General features: G+C 62.4%; 19 protein-coding genes and 1 pseudogene. 9 read left to right on the plus strand and 11 right to left on the minus strand.

The genetic code is table 11. The annotated features are described in order from the left end of the window. Positions 1 to 154: 154 nt before the first annotated feature. Positions 155 to 1,257, minus strand: a pseudogene (mnmH, locus tag J3P97_RS17190) (tRNA 2-selenouridine(34) synthase MnmH). After that, positions 1,257 to 2,291, minus strand: a complete 1,035-nt coding sequence (selD, locus tag J3P97_RS17195; RefSeq protein WP_434601229.1) for a selenide, water dikinase SelD — start codon at positions 2,289 to 2,291, stop codon at positions 1,257 to 1,259. Before selD ends, mnmH begins: the two are co-directional and overlap by 1 nt. Positions 2,292 to 2,445: 154 nt before the next feature. Here selD and J3P97_RS17200 point away from each other — a divergent pair, with 154 nt between their 5' ends. After that, a complete protein-coding gene (locus J3P97_RS17200; RefSeq protein WP_305500172.1) occupies positions 2,446 to 2,724 on the plus strand; it encodes a hypothetical protein in 279 nt (92 codons plus the stop codon). 5 nt (positions 2,725 to 2,729) lie between these two features. Here the strand turns inward: J3P97_RS17200 and J3P97_RS17205 are convergent, their stop codons facing one another. Both J3P97_RS17205 and J3P97_RS17210 read right to left on the minus strand, forming a co-directional pair. Then, positions 2,730 to 3,182, minus strand: a complete 453-nt coding sequence (locus J3P97_RS17205) for a DMT family transporter (protein ID WP_434573271.1) — start codon at positions 3,180 to 3,182, stop codon at positions 2,730 to 2,732. A gap of 1 nt (position 3,183) precedes the next feature. Next, entirely contained in the window at positions 3,184 to 3,681 is a 498-nt protein-coding gene (locus tag J3P97_RS17210; RefSeq protein ID WP_434573269.1) for a DMT family transporter, read from the minus strand. 109 nt (positions 3,682 to 3,790) lie between these two features. On the opposite strand from J3P97_RS17210, the gene J3P97_RS17215 reads away from it, so the two are divergent. Further along, entirely contained in the window at positions 3,791 to 4,726 is a 936-nt protein-coding gene (locus tag J3P97_RS17215; protein WP_434672354.1) for a LysR family transcriptional regulator, read from the plus strand. Positions 4,727 to 4,738: 12 nt separating this feature from the next. Here J3P97_RS17215 and J3P97_RS17220 read toward each other — a convergent pair whose 3' ends face one another. Then, positions 4,739 to 5,341, minus strand: coding sequence for an NADPH-dependent F420 reductase (locus J3P97_RS17220; protein ID WP_434672355.1), 603 nt, complete (start codon positions 5,339 to 5,341; stop codon positions 4,739 to 4,741). Between the two features lie 133 nt (positions 5,342 to 5,474). Here J3P97_RS17220 and J3P97_RS17225 point away from each other — a divergent pair, with 133 nt between their 5' ends. Together J3P97_RS17225 and J3P97_RS17230 are read left to right on the plus strand one after the other, a co-directional pair. After that, positions 5,475 to 6,419, plus strand: a complete 945-nt coding sequence (locus tag J3P97_RS17225) for a LysR family transcriptional regulator (RefSeq protein ID WP_434672356.1) — start codon at positions 5,475 to 5,477, stop codon at positions 6,417 to 6,419. 56 nt (positions 6,420 to 6,475) lie between these two features. Next, a complete protein-coding gene (locus tag J3P97_RS17230; protein ID WP_434672357.1) occupies positions 6,476 to 7,066 on the plus strand; it encodes a hypothetical protein in 591 nt (196 codons plus the stop codon). A gap of 77 nt (positions 7,067 to 7,143) precedes the next feature. Here the strand turns inward: J3P97_RS17230 and J3P97_RS17235 are convergent, their stop codons facing one another. The 4 genes from J3P97_RS17235 to J3P97_RS17250 form a co-directional block, all read right to left on the minus strand. Next, positions 7,144 to 7,860, minus strand: a complete 717-nt coding sequence (locus tag J3P97_RS17235; protein WP_434672358.1) for an alpha/beta hydrolase — start codon at positions 7,858 to 7,860, stop codon at positions 7,144 to 7,146. Positions 7,861 to 7,924: 64 nt separating this feature from the next. Further along, the gene (locus J3P97_RS17240; protein ID WP_434672359.1) at positions 7,925 to 9,037 is read right to left on the minus strand and encodes a succinylglutamate desuccinylase/aspartoacylase family protein; all 1,113 of its coding nucleotides are present in this window, start codon (positions 9,035 to 9,037) and stop codon (positions 7,925 to 7,927) included. 103 nt (positions 9,038 to 9,140) lie between these two features. Continuing rightward, positions 9,141 to 9,920, minus strand: coding sequence for an ABC transporter substrate-binding protein (locus J3P97_RS17245; RefSeq protein ID WP_434601234.1), 780 nt, complete (start codon positions 9,918 to 9,920; stop codon positions 9,141 to 9,143). Between the two features lie 222 nt (positions 9,921 to 10,142). Beyond that, on the minus strand, positions 10,143 to 10,577 hold the full coding sequence (locus J3P97_RS17250) for a rhodanese-like domain-containing protein (protein WP_434672360.1): 435 nt from the start codon (positions 10,575 to 10,577) through the stop codon (positions 10,143 to 10,145). A gap of 102 nt (positions 10,578 to 10,679) precedes the next feature. Here J3P97_RS17250 and ftrA point away from each other — a divergent pair, with 102 nt between their 5' ends. After that, entirely contained in the window at positions 10,680 to 11,639 is a 960-nt protein-coding gene (gene ftrA, locus J3P97_RS17255) for a transcriptional regulator FtrA (RefSeq protein ID WP_434672361.1), read from the plus strand. A 144-nt stretch (positions 11,640 to 11,783) separates the two neighbouring features. Here ftrA and cobF read toward each other — a convergent pair whose 3' ends face one another. Then, on the minus strand, positions 11,784 to 12,539 hold the full coding sequence (gene cobF, locus J3P97_RS17260; RefSeq protein WP_434672362.1) for a precorrin-6A synthase (deacetylating): 756 nt from the start codon (positions 12,537 to 12,539) through the stop codon (positions 11,784 to 11,786). Then, positions 12,536 to 13,114: a histidine phosphatase family protein gene (locus J3P97_RS17265; RefSeq protein ID WP_434672363.1), complete on the minus strand. Its 579-nt coding sequence runs from the start codon at positions 13,112 to 13,114 to the stop codon at positions 12,536 to 12,538. Before J3P97_RS17265 ends, cobF begins: the two co-directional genes overlap by 4 nt. Before the next feature lie 436 nt (positions 13,115 to 13,550). Between J3P97_RS17265 and J3P97_RS17270 the strand changes: the two genes are divergently transcribed. The 4 genes from J3P97_RS17270 to J3P97_RS17285 all read left to right on the plus strand — a co-directional run bounded on the left by J3P97_RS17270 (position 13,551) and on the right by J3P97_RS17285 (position 17,543). After that, positions 13,551 to 14,303 carry an N-formylglutamate amidohydrolase gene (locus tag J3P97_RS17270; RefSeq protein ID WP_434672364.1) on the plus strand — a complete coding sequence of 251 codons (753 nt, stop codon included), beginning with the start codon at positions 13,551 to 13,553 and terminating at the stop codon, positions 14,301 to 14,303. Positions 14,304 to 14,408: 105 nt separating this feature from the next. Continuing rightward, complete coding sequence (locus J3P97_RS17275; protein ID WP_434672365.1) at positions 14,409 to 15,425, plus strand: arginine N-succinyltransferase; 1,017 nt, start codon at positions 14,409 to 14,411, stop codon at positions 15,423 to 15,425. Between the two features lie 61 nt (positions 15,426 to 15,486). Beyond that, entirely contained in the window at positions 15,487 to 16,521 is a 1,035-nt protein-coding gene (astA, locus tag J3P97_RS17280) for an arginine N-succinyltransferase (RefSeq protein WP_434573247.1), read from the plus strand. Between the two features lie 152 nt (positions 16,522 to 16,673). Beyond that, positions 16,674 to 17,543, plus strand: a complete 870-nt coding sequence (locus tag J3P97_RS17285; protein ID WP_434601241.1) for an isocitrate lyase/PEP mutase family protein — start codon at positions 16,674 to 16,676, stop codon at positions 17,541 to 17,543. The last annotated feature ends 130 nt before the right edge of the window (positions 17,544 to 17,673 follow it).

The raw sequence follows: 17,673 nt of genomic DNA on the forward strand, positions 1-17,673 counted from the left end.
AATCGGTGGTGGACGCAGAACTTGTGAGCAGCCGCGAGCCCTTGTGGGAGCGAGCCTGCTCGCGAAAGCGGCGGGTCAGCCAATGAGGGGGTGACTGACCGGATGCCTTCGCGAGCAGGCTCGCTCCCACAGGTTGTGTGCCAAGACTTGAGTTTTATCCTTCCCGAGCGGCGCGTTCACGCAGATATTCCAATACCGCCGCCTGCTCCCCGACAACTCGATGCGCCCGCCCTTCTTTTCCCGCTGGAATACATACATCGGGTCGTAGTACTCGCGCAGCAAGCCTTCGATCCAAGCGCGATGCAGGTCGACGGCGCCGCTGGCGGCCTGTTCGGCCAGGGCGGCTTCCATGATGCCCAGCAATCGCCTATGGCGATCGCCACCCAGGCGTTTGTGGATGTTGTCCAGGCTCGCCAGCAATCGTTCGCCAAACAGCGAAAACCCTTCGTCGCCATGGACCTCGACAAACTCGGCGCAGAGGTTGATCACGTAGTCGCGGAGGATCCGCTCGACCCGCCGCTCCAGGCGATCTTCCAGCCAGACCATCGGCACCTGCTGCATGCGCTGGTACAACGGCAACGGCAAGGCGCAACTGCCGACCATGCGGCTTTCATCCTCCAGCACGAATTGCTCGATGCCGGCGGCACGCTTTTTCAGCACATCCACCGCCAGCTGGTTTTCGAAATCGATATTGGAAGGCTGCCCGGTCGCCCGCTTGCCGAAGCTCGAACCGCGATGATTGGCATAACCTTCCAGGTCCAGGCCGTTATTGAGCTGCGCCAACACCTCGGTCTTGCCGGTGCCGGTCATGCCGCCCAGCAGGACCAGATCGCACTGAGCGACCGCCTGGTCGATAGTGCCGAAGAGGAACGTACGCATCGCCTTGTAGCCCCCGCCGACTCGGGGATATTCGATGCCCGCCTCGTCCTTGAGCCATTGCTGGACGATCTGTGAGCGCAAGCCACCGCGAAAGCAGTACAGCAGGCCATCAGGATGGGCCTGGGCAAATTCGGCCCAGGCCTGGATGCGTTGGGCCTTGGTCTCGCCGCTGACCAGTTGATGCCCCAGGAAAATGGCGGCCTGTTGCCCCTGCTGCTTGTAGCAGGTCCCGACGCGTTGCCGCTCGATGTCAGTCATCAACGGCAGGTTGACCACGCCGGGAAACGCGCCCTTGAGAAATTCCACCGGCGCGCGAGTGTCCATCATCGGGCGATCATTGAGGAAAATATCGCGGTAATCGGTGATGTCGTTGGGCATCAAGACACCTCGACCGCGTGGTTCTGTCGCTCGACCAATTCACCAATCGGTTCCAGCGCCAGACCCAGTTCAACGGCGACCCGCAGGAACTCGCTCTCCCCTTCGGGTGTGACGGCAATCAGCAGGCCGCCACTGGTCTGCGGGTCGCACAGCACCCGCTTGTGCAACTCCTGGACGCGACCGACCTTGCTGGCGTAGCTGTCATAGTTGCGCAATGTGCCGCCCGGTACGCAGCCTTGATCGAGGTAGTACTCGACGCCTGGCAGGCGCGGCACCGCGTCGTAGCGGATACGCGCGGTCAGTTGGCTGCCATCGGCCATCTCTACCAAGTGCCCGAGCAAGCCGAAACCGGTGACATCGGTCATCGCCGTCACGCCATCGAGCTTGCCGAAACGGCTGCCGGGCTTGTTCAGCGTGCACATCCAGTCTCGGGCCAGGCCCACGTCGGCGGCGCGCAGCTTGCCTTTCTTTTCCGCCGTCGTGAGGATGCCGATGCCCAGGGGTTTGGTCAGGTACAACCGGCAGCCCGCGGTGGCGGTGTCGTTGCGTTTCATGTGGCGCTTTTGCACAAGGCCCGTCACTGCCAGACCGAAAATCGGCTCGGGCGCATCGATCGAGTGCCCGCCCGCCAGGGGGATGCCTGCCTCGTCGCACACCGAGCGGCCACCGCGAATCACCTCGCGCGCGATTTCCGGAGCCAGCACGTTGACTGGCCAGCCGAGGATCGCAATCGCCATCAGCGGATCACCGCCCATGGCATAGATATCACTGATGGCATTGGTCGCGGCGATGCGACCGAAGTCGAACGGATCGTCAACGATCGGCATGAAGAAATCGGTGGTCGAGACCACGCCGCGCTCCTCGTCGATGGCATAGACCGCCGCATCGTCCCGGGAAGCGTTCCCGACCCACAGGTTGGGATCAAGGTTTTGCGCACCGCTGCCGGCCAGGATCACTTCCAGCACCTGGGGCGAAATCTTGCAGCCGCAACCGGCACCGTGGCTGTACTGGGTCAGGCGAATCGGCTCGCTCATGGGCATACCTCTCGTAAGTCAAGGTGGCCGATTCTAGCAGCAACGCCAGCCGTTCACTGCCGGTCACGACCAGTCGGCACTCATCCGACGGAATTTTTCTGTTGCCAACAGACTCACTTGTTCAATAGCCGAGCCTTCATCCGGGAGATTGCCGATGGACTTGAACCCACGCGTGGACACCCACCTTGATTACGGCCTCGACACGCTGTTCGGACGCGAAACCAAAAGCGTCGACTGCCAGTTCGATGTCAAGCGCCTCGACGACGGCGAGCCGCCATGGTTCGCCCTGCATGTACGCCCACCGCTGCCCGAAGACCTGGCAAAAGCCCAGATCGTGGTGTTCAGCGTCGAAGGCCGGCGCATCAGCGGCATTGTCCGACGTACCGAGCGCCTGGCTGATGACAGCCTGCAACTGGACGTCGAACCGGACTGAGCCGTTCAGCTCTGCCGCGTACTGCTGCGATACATGAACACCAGCGCCAGTGCCAGGCAGGCCATGGCCAACAAGCGGCTGGCGGACAGTTCGACAGGTGGATTGCCCAGCCAGCCAAAGTTGTCGATCAGCATGCCCATGGCAAGTTGCCCGACGATGACCGCGACAGTTGCCACGGCTGTGCCGACTCTCGGCACCGCGCCGACCATCACGATCATATACACCACACCAAACAATGCGCCGCTGAGCTGCCATTTCGGCACGTCCAACAGGCTTACCGCATGGGCCGGCTCGAAAAACACGATCAACAGACCGGTCACCACCGTGCCTACCGCAAAGGTCAGCAGACTGCTGCGCAGTACGCCAACCGTCTCGCCCAGACGCCCGTTGATGGCAGCCTGGACGCTCAATACCGCGCCGGCGGCGACAACCACCAGCAATAACAGGATTACGCTCATATCAACCTCGGGCAATCAGGACAAGGGCCACGACAATCAACGCCAACGCCAGCCAGCGCTCGCGGTTGACACGCTTGCGGCTCGCGCCGAACCAGCCGAAATGGTCGATCAGCACGCTTTTGCCGACCTGTCCGGAGAGAATCGCGATCATGGTCATGGCAATGCCGATGTGCGGGGTGGCGAGCGTCAATACCACCACGTAGATCGGCCCCAGGAAGCCACCGATCAATTGCCAGCGCGGCAACTCATTCAGAGCCGGGCCTCGTTGCGGACCGCTGAGCAACAACAGCAGGAACAACAGCGCCGCGCCAACGCCAAAGATGCTTAACGTTGCCCACAGATGCCCGACCTGGAGACCGAGCGGCCCGAGCAGACCGGCCTCCACCGATAGCCCCATGCCCGCCACGATCACCAGGGGTAGCAGGAGCCAGCGCAGGAAAGTCCGGGGTGGCGCGGCATCCGCTACCGCTGCGGCGGAGGGGGTGGATGTTGATTGCATGAGATAAACCTGCCTGAAAAGAAACGACGGGCATTATCGGCTGGCGCTGTTGTGCGATAAATGGGAGCATTCTGACAACTCTTTTGCGTAACACGCACAGCGGATTCCTATGCACGGTCTTGATGAACTGGGTTTCAAGGCACTCCGATTGTTCGTCGCGGTGCTCGATCACGGCAGCTTCTCGGAAGTCGCGCGGCGCGAGGGGTTGGCGCCCTCATCGATTTCCCGGCAGATCCAACTGATGGAGCAGGCGCTGAACCAGCAGTTGCTGTATCGCCATACCCGCGCCGTTTCGCCCACCGAAGCCGGCCGCCTGCTCGGGCACCATGCACGCTTGCTGCTGGTGCAATTGGAGGAAGCCGAACAAGCCTTGCAGGAACAGCGCAGCGAACCGGCCGGACTCGTGCGGATCAACGCCCCGGTAGTCTTCGGACAGCGCCACCTGACGCCCTGGCTGGGACAACTGTGCGAGCGCTACCCGAAGCTGCAGTTGGATCTCCAGCAGACCGACAGTTACGTCGACCCGCTGCAGGAAGGTGCCGATCTGCTCTTTCGCATCGGCTCGTTGCACGATTCGAGCATGCAGGCGCGGATCATCGCTCCACACCGTTTCCAGATCGCGGCCAGCCCCGCCTACCTGGCCCGCCACGGCGCTCCACAAAAACCCGAAGACCTGGCGGCCCATCAGTGCCTGGCCTACAAAGGCGTAGCCGGGCAACAGCGCTGGTTTTTCCGCAAGCCAGGTCAAGCCTGGATACGCTACAGCGTGAGCGGGCCGATCACCGGCAACCACGCCGACACCCTGACCCAGGCCGCCGAACAAGGCCTGGGCCTGGTGATGTTTCCGTCATGGCTGATCGGCGAAGCCGTGCGCAACGGCACGCTGGTACCGGTCCTGGGCGATTACGAAGCGTCCAACAGCCTCGAACCCCAGCAAATCGCCATCCTCTGGCCCGGCAGCCGACGCCTGTCAGTGAAAGTGCGCACGGTGATCGATTTTTTCCTCGAGTGTTTCGGCGAAGTGCCCTACTGGGATCGTCCTTGATCCGCGTGGGGCTCAGTCGAACTTGACCAGATTCAGCACCGGCAACGGGCCGCCAGGGAATTGCGTCAGGTGCGCTCCGGCGCTCAGCGGGCCGAGGTCCACGGCGAAGAATCCCAGCCGCTCGATCAACCCGGCCACTTCCACACGCGCCTGTTGGTCATCGCCGGTCAGGAACAGCACACGCTTGCCACCCTCGGCCGCCGGATCAGCCTCGAGCAATTTCGCCAGCATGTGGTTGAATGCCTTGACCACCCGTGCGCCGGGCACCCACTCGCTGAACACCTCGGTGGAGGTCCGCCCGTGCAGATCGATGGCCTGGAATTCCGGCACCTTGATGGCATTGTTGGCGTCGATCACGATCCGCCCGGCGAAATCCGGCAAACCTGCCAGGGCTTGCGGCAACTTCTGCCAGTTGACGGCCACCAGCACCATGGGTTGCGCGGCAGCTTCCTGCACGGTGCCGGCACGTACGGTCGGGCCCAGTTCGGCGACCAACCCGGTCAGGCTTTCCGGCCCGCGACTGTTGGAAATGACCACGTTGATGTCTTGGCGAGCCAGGGCCCGGGCGAATGCGCTGCCGATGGCGCCAGCGCCGATAATGCCGATGGTGTTCATGTGATGTCCTCAATGGTTGGAAAAACCGTGCGGTGATGTCCGCCGTTGAGGTGCATATTGCGCTTGCCATTGCGCCCTGATTAGTCGGTAATGGCTTGAATTATCTTCAAGCATTACTATCAGGTCCCATCAAATGGAAACCCTCGCCAACCTCGAATGTTTCGTGCGCAGTGCCGAGACCGGCAGTTTTTCCGCTGCCGCCAGGCTGCTGGCGCTGACGCCCGCCGCCGTCAGCCGCAACGTGGCGATGCTGGAGCGAAACCTGGGTGTACGCCTGTTCCAGCGTTCGACCCGCAAGCTTTCCCTGACCGAAACCGGCGAACATTTCCTCGCCAGCATCGGCGGCAACCTTCAAGCCCTGCAGGTTGCGATTGGCGCGGTGAGCGCCGAACGTGGCGAGCCGGCCGGCCTGTTGCGGGTCAGCCTCTCCCCCAGCTTTGGCATGGCTCACGTCTTGCCGTTAATGCCTGCTTTCCTCGGTCGATATCCCCTGATCCGGCCGGAATGGCATTTCGAAAATCGTCGGGTCGACTTGATTGCCGAGGGTTTCGACGCGGCGATTGGAGGCGGTTTCAAATTGACTCCCGGCGTGGTGTCCCGGACCTTGGCGCCAGCCCACCTGATTGCCGTCGCCAGCCCGCAGTACCTGGCCGTTCATGCCCAGCCCCAGCATCCAGAGCAATTGGCCGATCACGCTAACATCGTCCTGCGCTCAAGCCTGACCGGCCGTGTGCGCCAACCGATGATGCGCAACAGCGCCGGGCTCGAGTGCGCGGTGTCGTTGCCGGAGTCGATCACCTTCAACGATCCGGTCGCGATGCGTGAATCTGCCTTGCTGGGCCTGGGCGTTGCGCTGTTGACGGTGCCGGATGTCTTGCCCTGGCTGGAGCGCGGCGAGCTGGTGCGGCTGCTGCCGCAATGGTATGTCGACCTTGGCGCGATCTCGCTCTATTACCCGAGTCGTACGCTGATGCCCGCCAAGACCCGCGTCTTTGTCGACTTCATTACCGAGCACTTCGAACGTCGGGCGCTGGCGCGGCGCTTCAGTGCCGTCGGTGTTAACGTATCGAACCCATGACCGACAAGGACGACTCGTGTTCCAGTTTCAAGCCAACCAGCCCATGGAGCGTTTTAATGTCATTGCTGAGTAAACCAGCTGCCGCCCTGCTACTGGCAGCGATCACCAGCCTGGTCGCATCCCCGGCCCTTGCCGCCCAGCCCAAGAAACCCGTGGCGCAAGCACCGGCCCAGAAGGTTTCGCTGCTGGGCGGCAAGTTCAGCTTCACCCTCCCCCCGGGCTTCACGGCGACGCCCTTGTCCGCAGGGGACGTGGCGCAGGGAACCGCCGGGGCGAGCGGTACGATGTACAGCAATGCCACCCGCAAAACGGTGGTGATCACGGCGGAGAACACCCTGGTCGACGGGGCGAATGTAAACGATAACGACGCGGCCTTCCTGGACACGACCTTCGCCGATTTCGCCGTCCAGAAGACCAAGGCCCTGCCGGATGCCAAGATCCTCGGGGAAAAGAGCCTGACCCTGAAAGCCACCGGCCTCGGCCTGCGCCAGCTCGACACCCGGGCCACCCAAGGTGGCGGGCCCACGTTGAACACTACCCTGATAGGGGCTTCCGGCACGCGCATGGCCGTGGTGCAGATCATCTCCAGGGCGAGCGACCAGGCCGGTCATGAGGCATTGGTCAAGCAGATCGCCAGCGGGAAGTGATGGGCCTGTGCGGTGTGCCTGGTGGACCCCATTGCTGCATTCGCGAGCAGGCTCGCTCCCACAGGGATCCGGCTGGATCAAGGGTTGAGCCGCTCCAGCCAGGCCCGCAGGTCCTTCACCTCCTGCGCGCTGATGTTGTGACCAAGCCCCGGATACGCGTGGAATTCCGGTTCCAGGGCCAGGGTCTTGAGGAACGTGTCAGCGTCGGTGCCGTCGTGGTAGGGAATGATCGGGTCCACCGTGCCGTGGCCTATGAACACCGCCAGATCCCGGCGCGATTCATCGGGCGTCAGTTCGGCGCGCAACACCGAAAGAACTCGCCCGCCCATCGCGGCAATGCCGCCGACGGCTTCGGGTTGTCTCAGGGCTACCTCGTAGCTCATCATCGCGCCTTGACTGAAACCCACCAGATAGACGTTGCTCGCATCGGTCGGGTATTTGGCCCGAGCCTTCTCGATGAATTCCAGGAGCATCTGGCCGCTGGCCTTCAGGTCTGACGTGTCACCTTCATAGGCGCCCTCGCCTTTCCTGGCAAACCATTGGTAGCGCCCCGGCTCCATCGACTTGGGTGCCCGCACCGAAAGGTAGTTGTAGTGCTTGGGCAGTTCGTCGGCGAGCGTCAGCAGGTCTTCTTCGTTGCTGCCCGAACCGTGCAGGAAAATCACCAGTGGCCGGTTCCTGGCCTGTTCATCGGCGCGGGCCAGGTAGTTGAGTGGCAAGTCGGTATGCAGCGACGGTTGGGCCTGCGCTCCGGCAGACACCAGCAGCAGAAACAGGGCGAACGCTTTGAACATCGGTCTTCCTCCAGCATTGGATAACCGCACGGTGACGACCGTGCGGTGAGGTAGACAGCACTTATCAGTCGTTGATCAATTTCCCCGCCCGAATCGGCTCACGCCCGGCGACTTTCGCCTGCCAGATGCCCGGCTGGGTATAGCGCCCGCGATCCAGGGCGAACAATACGCCGCTAGTGCCGGCGCGGACCGTGGTCACTCGGTCGTTCAACGGATCGACCACTTCGAACAAAGCATCGCCCCGCTCCACCCACTCGCCAGCGTCGCGCAGGAAGCTCACCACGCCATGGTGCGGGGCAAACAGGTATTCGGTGCCTTCGAACGGAAAACCCTCGCAGCATTGCGCCGGCGCGGCCGGCCAGTCACCGCCGATGAGTCCCTGTTCGGCGAGAAATCCAAGGATAGCCTCGCAATTGGCCCGGGCCTGCTCCACCCGGGTGTCGCCCATGCTGCCCAGTTCCAGCGTCGTCGCCAGGTTGGCCGCCGGAATGGCCGCTTGCGGAAAGATCCTCGCCAGGCGCAACCAGGGCGTGGAACAGGACTCATCGAACGAGCTGCCGCCGGAATCTTCGCACAACAACGCCACACCGGCCCTCAGCCGCGCGGCCAGCGAGCGCCACTGCGGCCATTGTTGCGGCAACGCGTACAAGTGAATCGCGGCCTCGAAATCGCAGTGCAGGTCGAGAGTGACGTCGGCGTCGCAGGCATGGCGAAGCAACAGCCGATGCATGGCTTCGAGTTGCGAAGGTGGCGCGGATAGTTCGTCGAGCACCTCGGCCATGGTTTGCCGGATCAAGGTGACGTTGGCAGCCGGATCGTCGCCCAGACGAGCCCCGATGCGCTGCGCCACCGGGGCACTGAGTTCGACGAAGGAACGGTTGAAATTTTTCCCGCTGCCCAGCTCGAAACGCCCCATGTGGGCACTCTGCAGATGCTGGTCCAGGCCGATGGGATTGGCCACCGGCACCAGTTCGATCACGCCTTTGAGCAGGCCCCGGGACTCAAGTTCGCTGAGCCGCTGTTTCAGTTCCCATGCCGTGCGCATGCCCGGTAGTTCATCGGCGTGCAGGCTGGCCTGGATGTAGGCCTTGCGCGGGCCATGGCCGAAACGAAACACGCTGAGCCGGCGCTCCGTGCCCAGGTGGCTCCACGGCAGGGTATGGTCGATGCGTTGCATTGGCACTCCAGATATCGGTTCTCGACAGGCTCAGGGTAAAACAATCGCCCATGAAAAAGGTGGCCGGCCGGGTCAGCGGCGGGCCACCTGTTTCCTTCAGCGATTAATGCCCATAGACGTCAAAAGCGAAATATTTGTCCTGCACTTTCTTGTAGGTGCCATTGGCGCGGATTTCGCTGATGGCGGCGTTGAACTGGTCCGCCAGGGCCTTGTCACCCTTGCGCACCGCGATGCCGGCGCCGCCGCCGAAATACTTGGCGTCTTCATAGGTTGGCCCGACGAAGGCAAAGCCTTTGCCGGCGGCGGTTTTCAGGAAACCTTCGTCGAGGTTGACCGAGTCGGCCAGCATGGCGTCGAGGCGACCGGCGACCATGTCCAGGTTGGCTTCCTGCTGGGAGCTGTAGCGCACCAGGTTGATTCCCGCCGGCACCAGCACTTCGGTCGCGAAGCGGTCATGGGTACTGGCGCGCAACACGCCGACTTTCTTGCCCTTGAGTTCGGTCAGCGGGTCCTTGACGTCCGTACCTTCCTTCATCACGAAACGCGCCGGGGTGTGGTAGTACTTGATGGTGAAGTCGACGTTTTTCTTGCGGTCATCAGTGATGGTCATCGACGACAGGACCGCGTCGATCTTCCTCACCTTCAGTGCCGGAATCAGCCCGTCGAACTCTTGCTCGACCCAGGTGCATTTGACCTTCATCTGCGCGCACAGCGCGTCGCCGATATCCACATCGAAGCCGGTCAGCTTGCCATCAGGGGTTTTCATCGAAAAAGGTGGATAACCGGCCTCGATCCCGAGGCGGATCGGCTTGGCGTCTTCGGCCACGGCCGACAGGGAGAGTACGGACAGTGCCAGGGCACCGAACATGACAAGCTTCTTCATTTTTGCTCCTGAGTGCGCAGGTTTTTTTGATCGTTATGGGCAGATTCGGAAACAGCGTTCGGTCAGCGAGAACCGAAGTGAGCGGGAGTCTAGAGGGGCACTCGGGAGCGGAATTGCGTATAGGCGACAAATAGTTATAAAGATGGAAAGCATTTGCAAAACCGAAAGCAATCAGCCCTTGTGGCGAGGGAGCTTGTTCTCACCACAAGGAGGACGCACCGTTCAACAATCGCAGCTGACCGCCTGCTCCGTCACGCGCTCCACGGAACCGGTCAGGCGGAAACCTTCGTCGAGCCAGCCCATGACACCACCGATCATTTCCTTGACCGGGTACCCCTGGGTCGCCAGGCGCACCGCAGCCTTGTTGGCGCCGTTGCAATGCGGCCCCGCGCAATAGACCACGAACAGGGTGGCCTTAGGATAGGCCGCAAGCGCCTCGGCGGTCAGCGTGCGGGTCGGCAGGTTGATCGCCCCCGGCACGTGCCCGCGTGCGTAGGCCTGCGGCCCGCGCACATCAACGAGGACAAAATCGATCTCAGCGGCGTCCTGGCTGGCACGTACGTCGGAACAATCGGTTTCGAACATCAGGCGCCGACTGAAATGCTGCAGGGCAATGTCGGACGGGGCGGCAGGCACTTCGCGAACAGGGCTGGTCATCGGTTTTACTCCAGGGACGGATAAGGGCTTGGAGAGACTTTATCCACCCGCCGCCAACCGCTACAGTGGCGTACAAGACACTCTGTGGGAATTTTCCGCCAAATGCACCCTACCCCTGGCCTCGTCGCGATTCTCGCCTACGACGGGCTGTGCACGTTCGAATTCGGCGTCGCCGTCGAGATATTCGGGCTGGCACGGCCCGAGTTTGATTTTCCCTGGTATGAACACCGCATCGTCGCTGTCGACGACGGCCCGATGCGCGCCATGGGCGGCTTCCAGGTATTGGCCGATGGCGGCATGGAGCTGCTCGACAGCGCGCGAACCATTATCGTGCCGGGCTGGCGAAGTCGCAGCGAACCGCCCTCCGATGCCCTGCTCCAGGCCCTGCGACGAGCCCATGCCCGTGGCGCCCGCTTGTTGTCGATCTGCTCGGGGGCTTTTGTCCTGGCGGCCACCGGGCTGCTCGACGGCTTGGGCGCCACCACGCATTGGCGCTACACCGACGAACTCGCCGACAGCTACCCGACCATCGAAGTCGATCCCGACGTACTTTATGTCGACTCCGGCCAGATCATCACGTCGGCTGGCAGCGCGGCCGGCATCGATGCCTGCCTGCACTTGGTGGCGCGGGATTTCGGCGCCCAGGTCGCCAATGCCGTGGCGCGCCGGCTGGTCATGCCGACCCAGCGCACCGGTGGCCAGGCGCAGTTCATTCCCTCGCCGGTCAGCCGCACGCCGCGCAGCGATTTGTCCGGCGTCATGCAATGGGCCCGGGAACGTCTCCACGAGCCGCTGGGAGTGCGCGACCTGGCCAGTCACGCGGCCATGAGCGAACGGACCTTCCTGCGTCGCTTCACCCAGGCTTGCGGCCTGTCGCCCAAGGCCTGGCTGCAACACGAGCGCCTGGCACGGGCGCGGGAATTGCTGGAAAGCACGCAAGACAACACCGACAACATTGCCCAGCTGTGTGGCTATCGTTCGGTGGAGAGTTTCCGGGTAGCGTTTCGCAACGTGGTGGGGCTGGCGCCGTCGGTGTACCGGGAGCGGTTTGGGCGAGGGTGACGACGTCTTCGAGGTCCTCCGTGGCGAGGGAGCTTGCTCCCGCTGGGTTGCGCAGCAACCCCGATGCACAAGATGGCTAATGTCTTGCGCCTGCTTCGCAGTCGAGCGGAAGCAAGCTCCCTCGCCACGGGTTGATCCGCACCATCAGGGTTTGCGCAACAAATACGTATCCATGATCCACCCATTCGCCTGTCGCGCCGCGTTGCGGGTGCGTTCGATGTCGTCGGCCACGTCCCCCAGCCGTCCGGCAATGAGCAATTCATCCGCCATTCCCACGTAGGCGCCCCAATAGATCTGCGTATCAGGATCGCTGACCTGGCGATACGCATCCTCGGCATCAAGCATCACCACCGTGCTCGCGGCATCGCCAAGCTGCCCCGCCGCCAGCCTGCGCCCCGTGGTGATCTCCAGCGAGCCGCCGATACTGTTCAACGGCACCTTGTGTCGCGCCGCGAGGGCCTGGACGCTGGTGATCCCCGGAACGACATCGAACTCGAAGACGCAGCGCCCCGAATCAAGGATCGCCTGCAGGATGCGCAGGGTGCTGTCGTACAGCGATGGGTCGCCCCACACCAGGAAACCGCCACGCTGCCCGTCAGACAATTGCTCATTGATCAATCTTTCGAACGTTGCCTGCTTCGCCCGGTTAAGTGCCTCGACACTGGCCGTGTAGTCCAGATCCTCGCGCTGGCGCTCGGGACTGCCGGCTTCGACAAAACGGTAGGTGCGATCAGTGATGTAGCGGCGACAGATGTCGCGACGCAGGTCCAGCAGCGCGTCCTTGCCGGGCCCTTTGTCCATCAGGAAAAACACATCGACCTGATTCAGGGCCTTCACCGCTTGCATCGTCAGGTGATCGGGATCACCGGCACCGATGCCTATCACCGACAATCTCTTCATGCTTGCGGCTCCCGGCCAGGCCCCTGGGTGCGAAATCGCCATACCCCGTTGAAACGCAACTCAGTGACGGAAAGCGATTCGATGTCGATCCGGTGGAACATGCCCAGCGGGCAACCCAGTACGTTCACCAGGGCAGCGCGAATCACGAACGGATGGGTAACGGCCAGCCAGTGGCCCGGAGTGTGTTGCAGCGTCGTCAGCCAGTCGTCGACCCGGCGACATACCCCGCTGACGGACTCGCCGCCGTGGGGCGCGGCGTCCGGATCGTCACGCCAGGCTTGAAGGCATTCCGGCTCCGTCTTGAGCAACTCATCGACAGACATCCCGCGCCAACGCCCGAAATCACAATCGGCCAACGCCTGGACCACCTGCGGATCGTCGCCCAACAGCGCCGCGGTCTGGCGGGTGCGCAGCTCTGGCCCGCAAAGCAGGCGGCGGACGTTCCGGTATTCATGGCCGATCTCGGCACGCGTCGCCAGCCAGCCGGCGTCCAGCGGTTCGTCCAAGCCGAAACGTGCATCTTTCTGGGCGGCGGTGCGGGCATGGCAGATCAGGGTCAGGCGAGTGGCTTGCACGTTGGATACTCAGGCTGTCGGACGGCTCAACACAGCAACCCTCCCGTATTTTCTTGTACAACACCTTATATGAAATCAAATAACCCGGACAAAAAGGCGGTATGTCTGACACAGACGGGAGCGATAGCTGACATACATTGGCGTTCCAACCAAACCCTTGCCCTACAAGGCCTCTACATGACTTGAGGCTTTTTAAACGGAAAGTAAAAACCTCTGGACACGCGGCACCTGCTGCCCAAATACTATTTTCGGCGCTAGAAAAGAAACCAGCACTCATCCCGGCAAGGAGCACGGATGCCTCTCTTCAGAGACCCGATCACTGATCCATGCCTGGCTATGATGCTTTCGGTACACAAGATCATATGTGCCCTGTATGGCCGGGCGCCGCCCGACGCCTTGCCCCAGGCGCTGTCACCAGCCGAACTTTGTGAGCACTATGCGTGAATCCATTGAATGTGCCGAATCGGGCCTCTATACCAAGCCTGCTTTCCGGTTGCTGCGTGAAGACTCCGAGCATCCATTGTTGCTGGTTTGCGAGCATGCCAGCCGCTACATTCCTGATGCACTGAACGACCTGGGCCTGGATGAAACCGCCGCCCAGGAACATATTGCCTGGGACATCGGTGCGCTGGCCCTGGCCGAGCGGCTGTCCGAAACCCTCGGCGCCACCTTGCTGTCGGCCAACTATTCAAGGCTGTTGATCGACCTGAACCGTCCGCTTCACGTCGCCGACAGCATTCCGGCGCAAAGCGAGATCTACCAGATTCCTGGCAACCAGTCCTTGGATGAAGCTACGCGCGCGTATCGCCAACGGTACCTCTTCCATCCATTCCATGATCAATTGCGCGCCCTGATCGACCGACGCCTGGCCGACAACCGGAGCGTGCGAGTGGTCGGCATCCACAGTTTCACCCCGGTGTTCTACGGCCAGCCGCGGGCCCTTGAGACCGGGGTATTGTTTGGCGAAGCCCGGGAATATGCCCAGCGCATCGTCGACGGGTTGGCGCGCCATTCGCTGCGGGCCGCCGGCAATCAGCCCTATAAGGTCAGCCCGTTGAGTGACATGACGGTTCCAGTCCACGGCGACGGCCGCGGCCTGGATTCGGTGCTGATCGAAGTACGCAACGACCTGTTGCGCAGTCCCGAATCGGTGCGGACCTGGAGTGCCTATCTCGCGCCGCTGCTGTAACGCGACAGTGTCAAATCTCTGCTACAAGCTTCAACGCGTGGACATCGACAGTGATCGTCAGGCCCGGCACCTCTCGGCGGGCTCTTTGAAACAGGAGTGTTATCCATGCTGGCTTTACGTCCAGTTCAGTTAACCGATTTGCCGCAGTTGCAGCAGCTGGCCCGCGACAGCCTGGTGGGCGTCACCTCGCTTCCCGACGACACTGATCGCCTGCGGGACAGGATCCTCAGCTCATGCGCCTCGTTCGAAACCGACGTGCAACGCCCCGGTGCCCAGAATTACTTTTTTGTCCTGCAGGACCTGGGGTCGGGCCGCCTGCTGGGCTGCTCGGAAATCGTTGCGGCCACCGGTTGCGACGGGCCGTTCTACAGCCTGCGCAACCGGCCGTTTTCCAGCGAGTCCCGGGAATTGAACATCCAGCATGGCGTACCGGCACTGTCGCTGTGCCAGGACCTGAATGGCCAGACGCTGCTGCGCGGCTTTCATATCGACGCCGCACACGTGCACACGGCGCAATCGCAATTGTTGTCCCGCGCCCGGCTGATGTTTATCGGCGCCCATCCCCAACGCTTTGCCGACTCGGTGATCACAGAGATCGTCGGGTACAGCAGCGAGGAAGGCCATTCGCCCTTCTGGGATGCCATCGGCCAGCACTTTTTCGACCTGCCCTACACCGAAGCCGAACGACTGTGCGGCCTGCAGAGTCGGACCTTTCTCGCTGACCTGATGCCGCAATACCCGATCTATGTCCCTATGTTGCCGCCCCAGGCCCAGGCTTGTATCGGCCGGATCCACCCCGACGGCCAGGAAGCCTTCGACATTCTCGAACGCGAGGGTTTCGAAACCAATAATTACGTGGACATCTTTGACGGCGGGCCGACGATGCATGCCCGGGTCGCGAACATCCGCTCGATCATTCATAGCCGCTCGGCCGTCGTGCGTCCGAGCCAGCGGGTTGACGCCACGGGGCGCTACCTGGTGAGTAATGATGGCCTGGGTAATTACCGGGCCATCATCGCCGACCTGGACCTTGACGCCGAAGGCTTCGTGCGCCTGTCCCCTGACATGCTGGCAGCGCTAGACGTTGCCGACGGTGACCGGATCCGGATGGTCAGCTTATGAGCTGCATACGATCGCGCATCGTGCGGCAGCGTCCCGCCCGGCTTGTAGAAGGAGACGCTTCGTGGTAGTCCGCCCGGTTGCCCTGACCGACTTGCCCGCATTGATGGACCTCGCCCGTTGCGCCGGCCCTGGGTTCACCAGCCTGCCGGCCAACGAGGAGCGCCTGGCGCACCGGGTACGCTGGGCCCAGCGCACCTTCGCCGGACAGGTCGAACGGGCGGACGCCGACTATCTGTTCGTGCTCGAAGACGACGACCGTCAGGTAGTGGGTATCAGCGCTCTCACTGGCGCAATCGGACTGCGCGAGCCCTGGTACAACTATCGGCTCGGGGTCACGGTCAGCTCGGCGCCCGAGCTGGGCATCCAGCGGCATATTCCGACGCTGTTCCTCAGTAACGAGATGACCGGGCAGTCGGAAATCTGCTCGTTGTTTCTTCATCCCCAGCACCGTCGCGGCCATAACGGGCGGCTGCTGTCCCTGGCGCGCCTGCTGTTCGTGGCGGAGTTTTCCGGGCTGTTTGGCGATAAGCTGATCGCGGAATTACGCGGCCACGCCGATGAACAAGGTTGCTCGCCGTTCTGGGACAGCCTGGGACGACACTTTTTCCAGAAGGACTTCAGCCACGCCGACCAGTTGTCCAGCATGGGCAACAAATCCTTCATCGCCGAGCTGATGCCCCGCCAACCGCTGTACACCTGCCTGCTCACCGAACAGGCCCAGGCCGTGATCGGCAAGGCTCACCCCAACACCGAGCCGGCCTTGAAGATCCTTGGCGATGAGGGTTTTGCCCATAAAGGGTACGTGGATATCTTCGACGCCGGCCCGGTGATCGAAGCGCCGGTATCGAACATCCGCAGCGTCCGCGACAGCCAGTCGCTGACGCTGACCATAGGCACCCCGGACGAACGGGCGCCGGTCTGGCTGATTCATAACAGGCGACTGGAAAACTGCCGCGTCACCAGCGCCCGGGGGCACCTGCACGGCCAGGGCCTGGTGGTCGATCGCCTGACCGCCAAGCGCCTGCAAGTACAACCGGGTGACACGGTGCGCGCCGTGCTGCTGTTCAAACAGGATCGCCAGGCGGTGGCGGCATAGCGGCGCGGCGCCTGCCATATCTCACGGGATCGACTTCGGCCAGCCTGTCCCTGTAAATTCGTCATCATCCTTGGCCGTCCCGCGTGATAGCTTTCCATCCTTAGGCGTTGACACTTTTGCTCAAGCCCTTCCATTCCATTGGTGGAACTCATATGTCCAGGCTTTCCCATCAAGATTTGCGTCGAAATTTCCGCCAATTGCTGGCTTCCACAAATTGCTACCACACAGCTTCAGTGTTCGATCCGATGTCGGCGCGCATTGCCGCCGACCTGGGTTTCGAGGTAGGCATCCTTGGAGGCTCGGTGGCGTCACTGCAAGTATTGGGCGCGCCGGATTTTGCCCTGATCACCCTCAGCGAATTTGCCGAGCAGGCCACCCGCATCGGACGTGTCGCGCAACTGCCGGTGATCGCCGACGCCGACCACGGCTACGGCAACGCACTGAACGTGATGCGTACCATCATCGAGCTCGAACGCGCCGGCGTGGCGGCGTTGACGATTGAAGACACCTTGCTGCCGGCGCAATTTGGCCGCAAATCCACCGACCTGATCAGCGTGGCCGAAGGCGTCGGCAAGATTCGCGCGGCTCTGGAGGCGCGGGTCGACTCGGAAATGGCCATCGTCGCCCGCACGAACGCGGGGATTCTGCCGGTCCAGGAGATCATCAGTCGCACCCGGCAATACGAGCGCGCCGGCGCGGACGGCATTTGCATGGTAGGCGTGCAGGATTTCGAGCATCTGGAGCAAATCAGCGAGAACCTGAACGTACCGCTGATGCTCGTGACTTATGGCAACCCGCTGCTGCGCGACGATAAACGCCTGGCTGAACTGGGCGTGAGGATCACGATTGACGGCCACGGCGCGTATTTCGCCGCGATCAAGGCTACCTACGACAGTCTGCGGGAACAGCGTCAGATCTTCACCCAGGCGTCAGACCTCAGCGCCACGGAACTGACCCACACCTACACCCAGCCCGAGGAATATATCCGTTGGGCCGAGGAGTATATGAGCGTCAAGGAGTGAGCTGATTCGTTGACCTGGAGGCCGCCATCGCGAGCAAGCTTGCTCCCACAGGGGCTTGCGGTGAGCGCAAATAACGCGTCCACCGATGAACCTCTGTGGGAGCGAGCCTGCTCGCGATAGCAGTCTCAGC

This window comes from Pseudomonas sp. R1-15 (assembly GCF_051132085.1).
In the GTDB taxonomy this organism is placed as follows: domain Bacteria; phylum Pseudomonadota; class Gammaproteobacteria; order Pseudomonadales; family Pseudomonadaceae; genus Aquipseudomonas.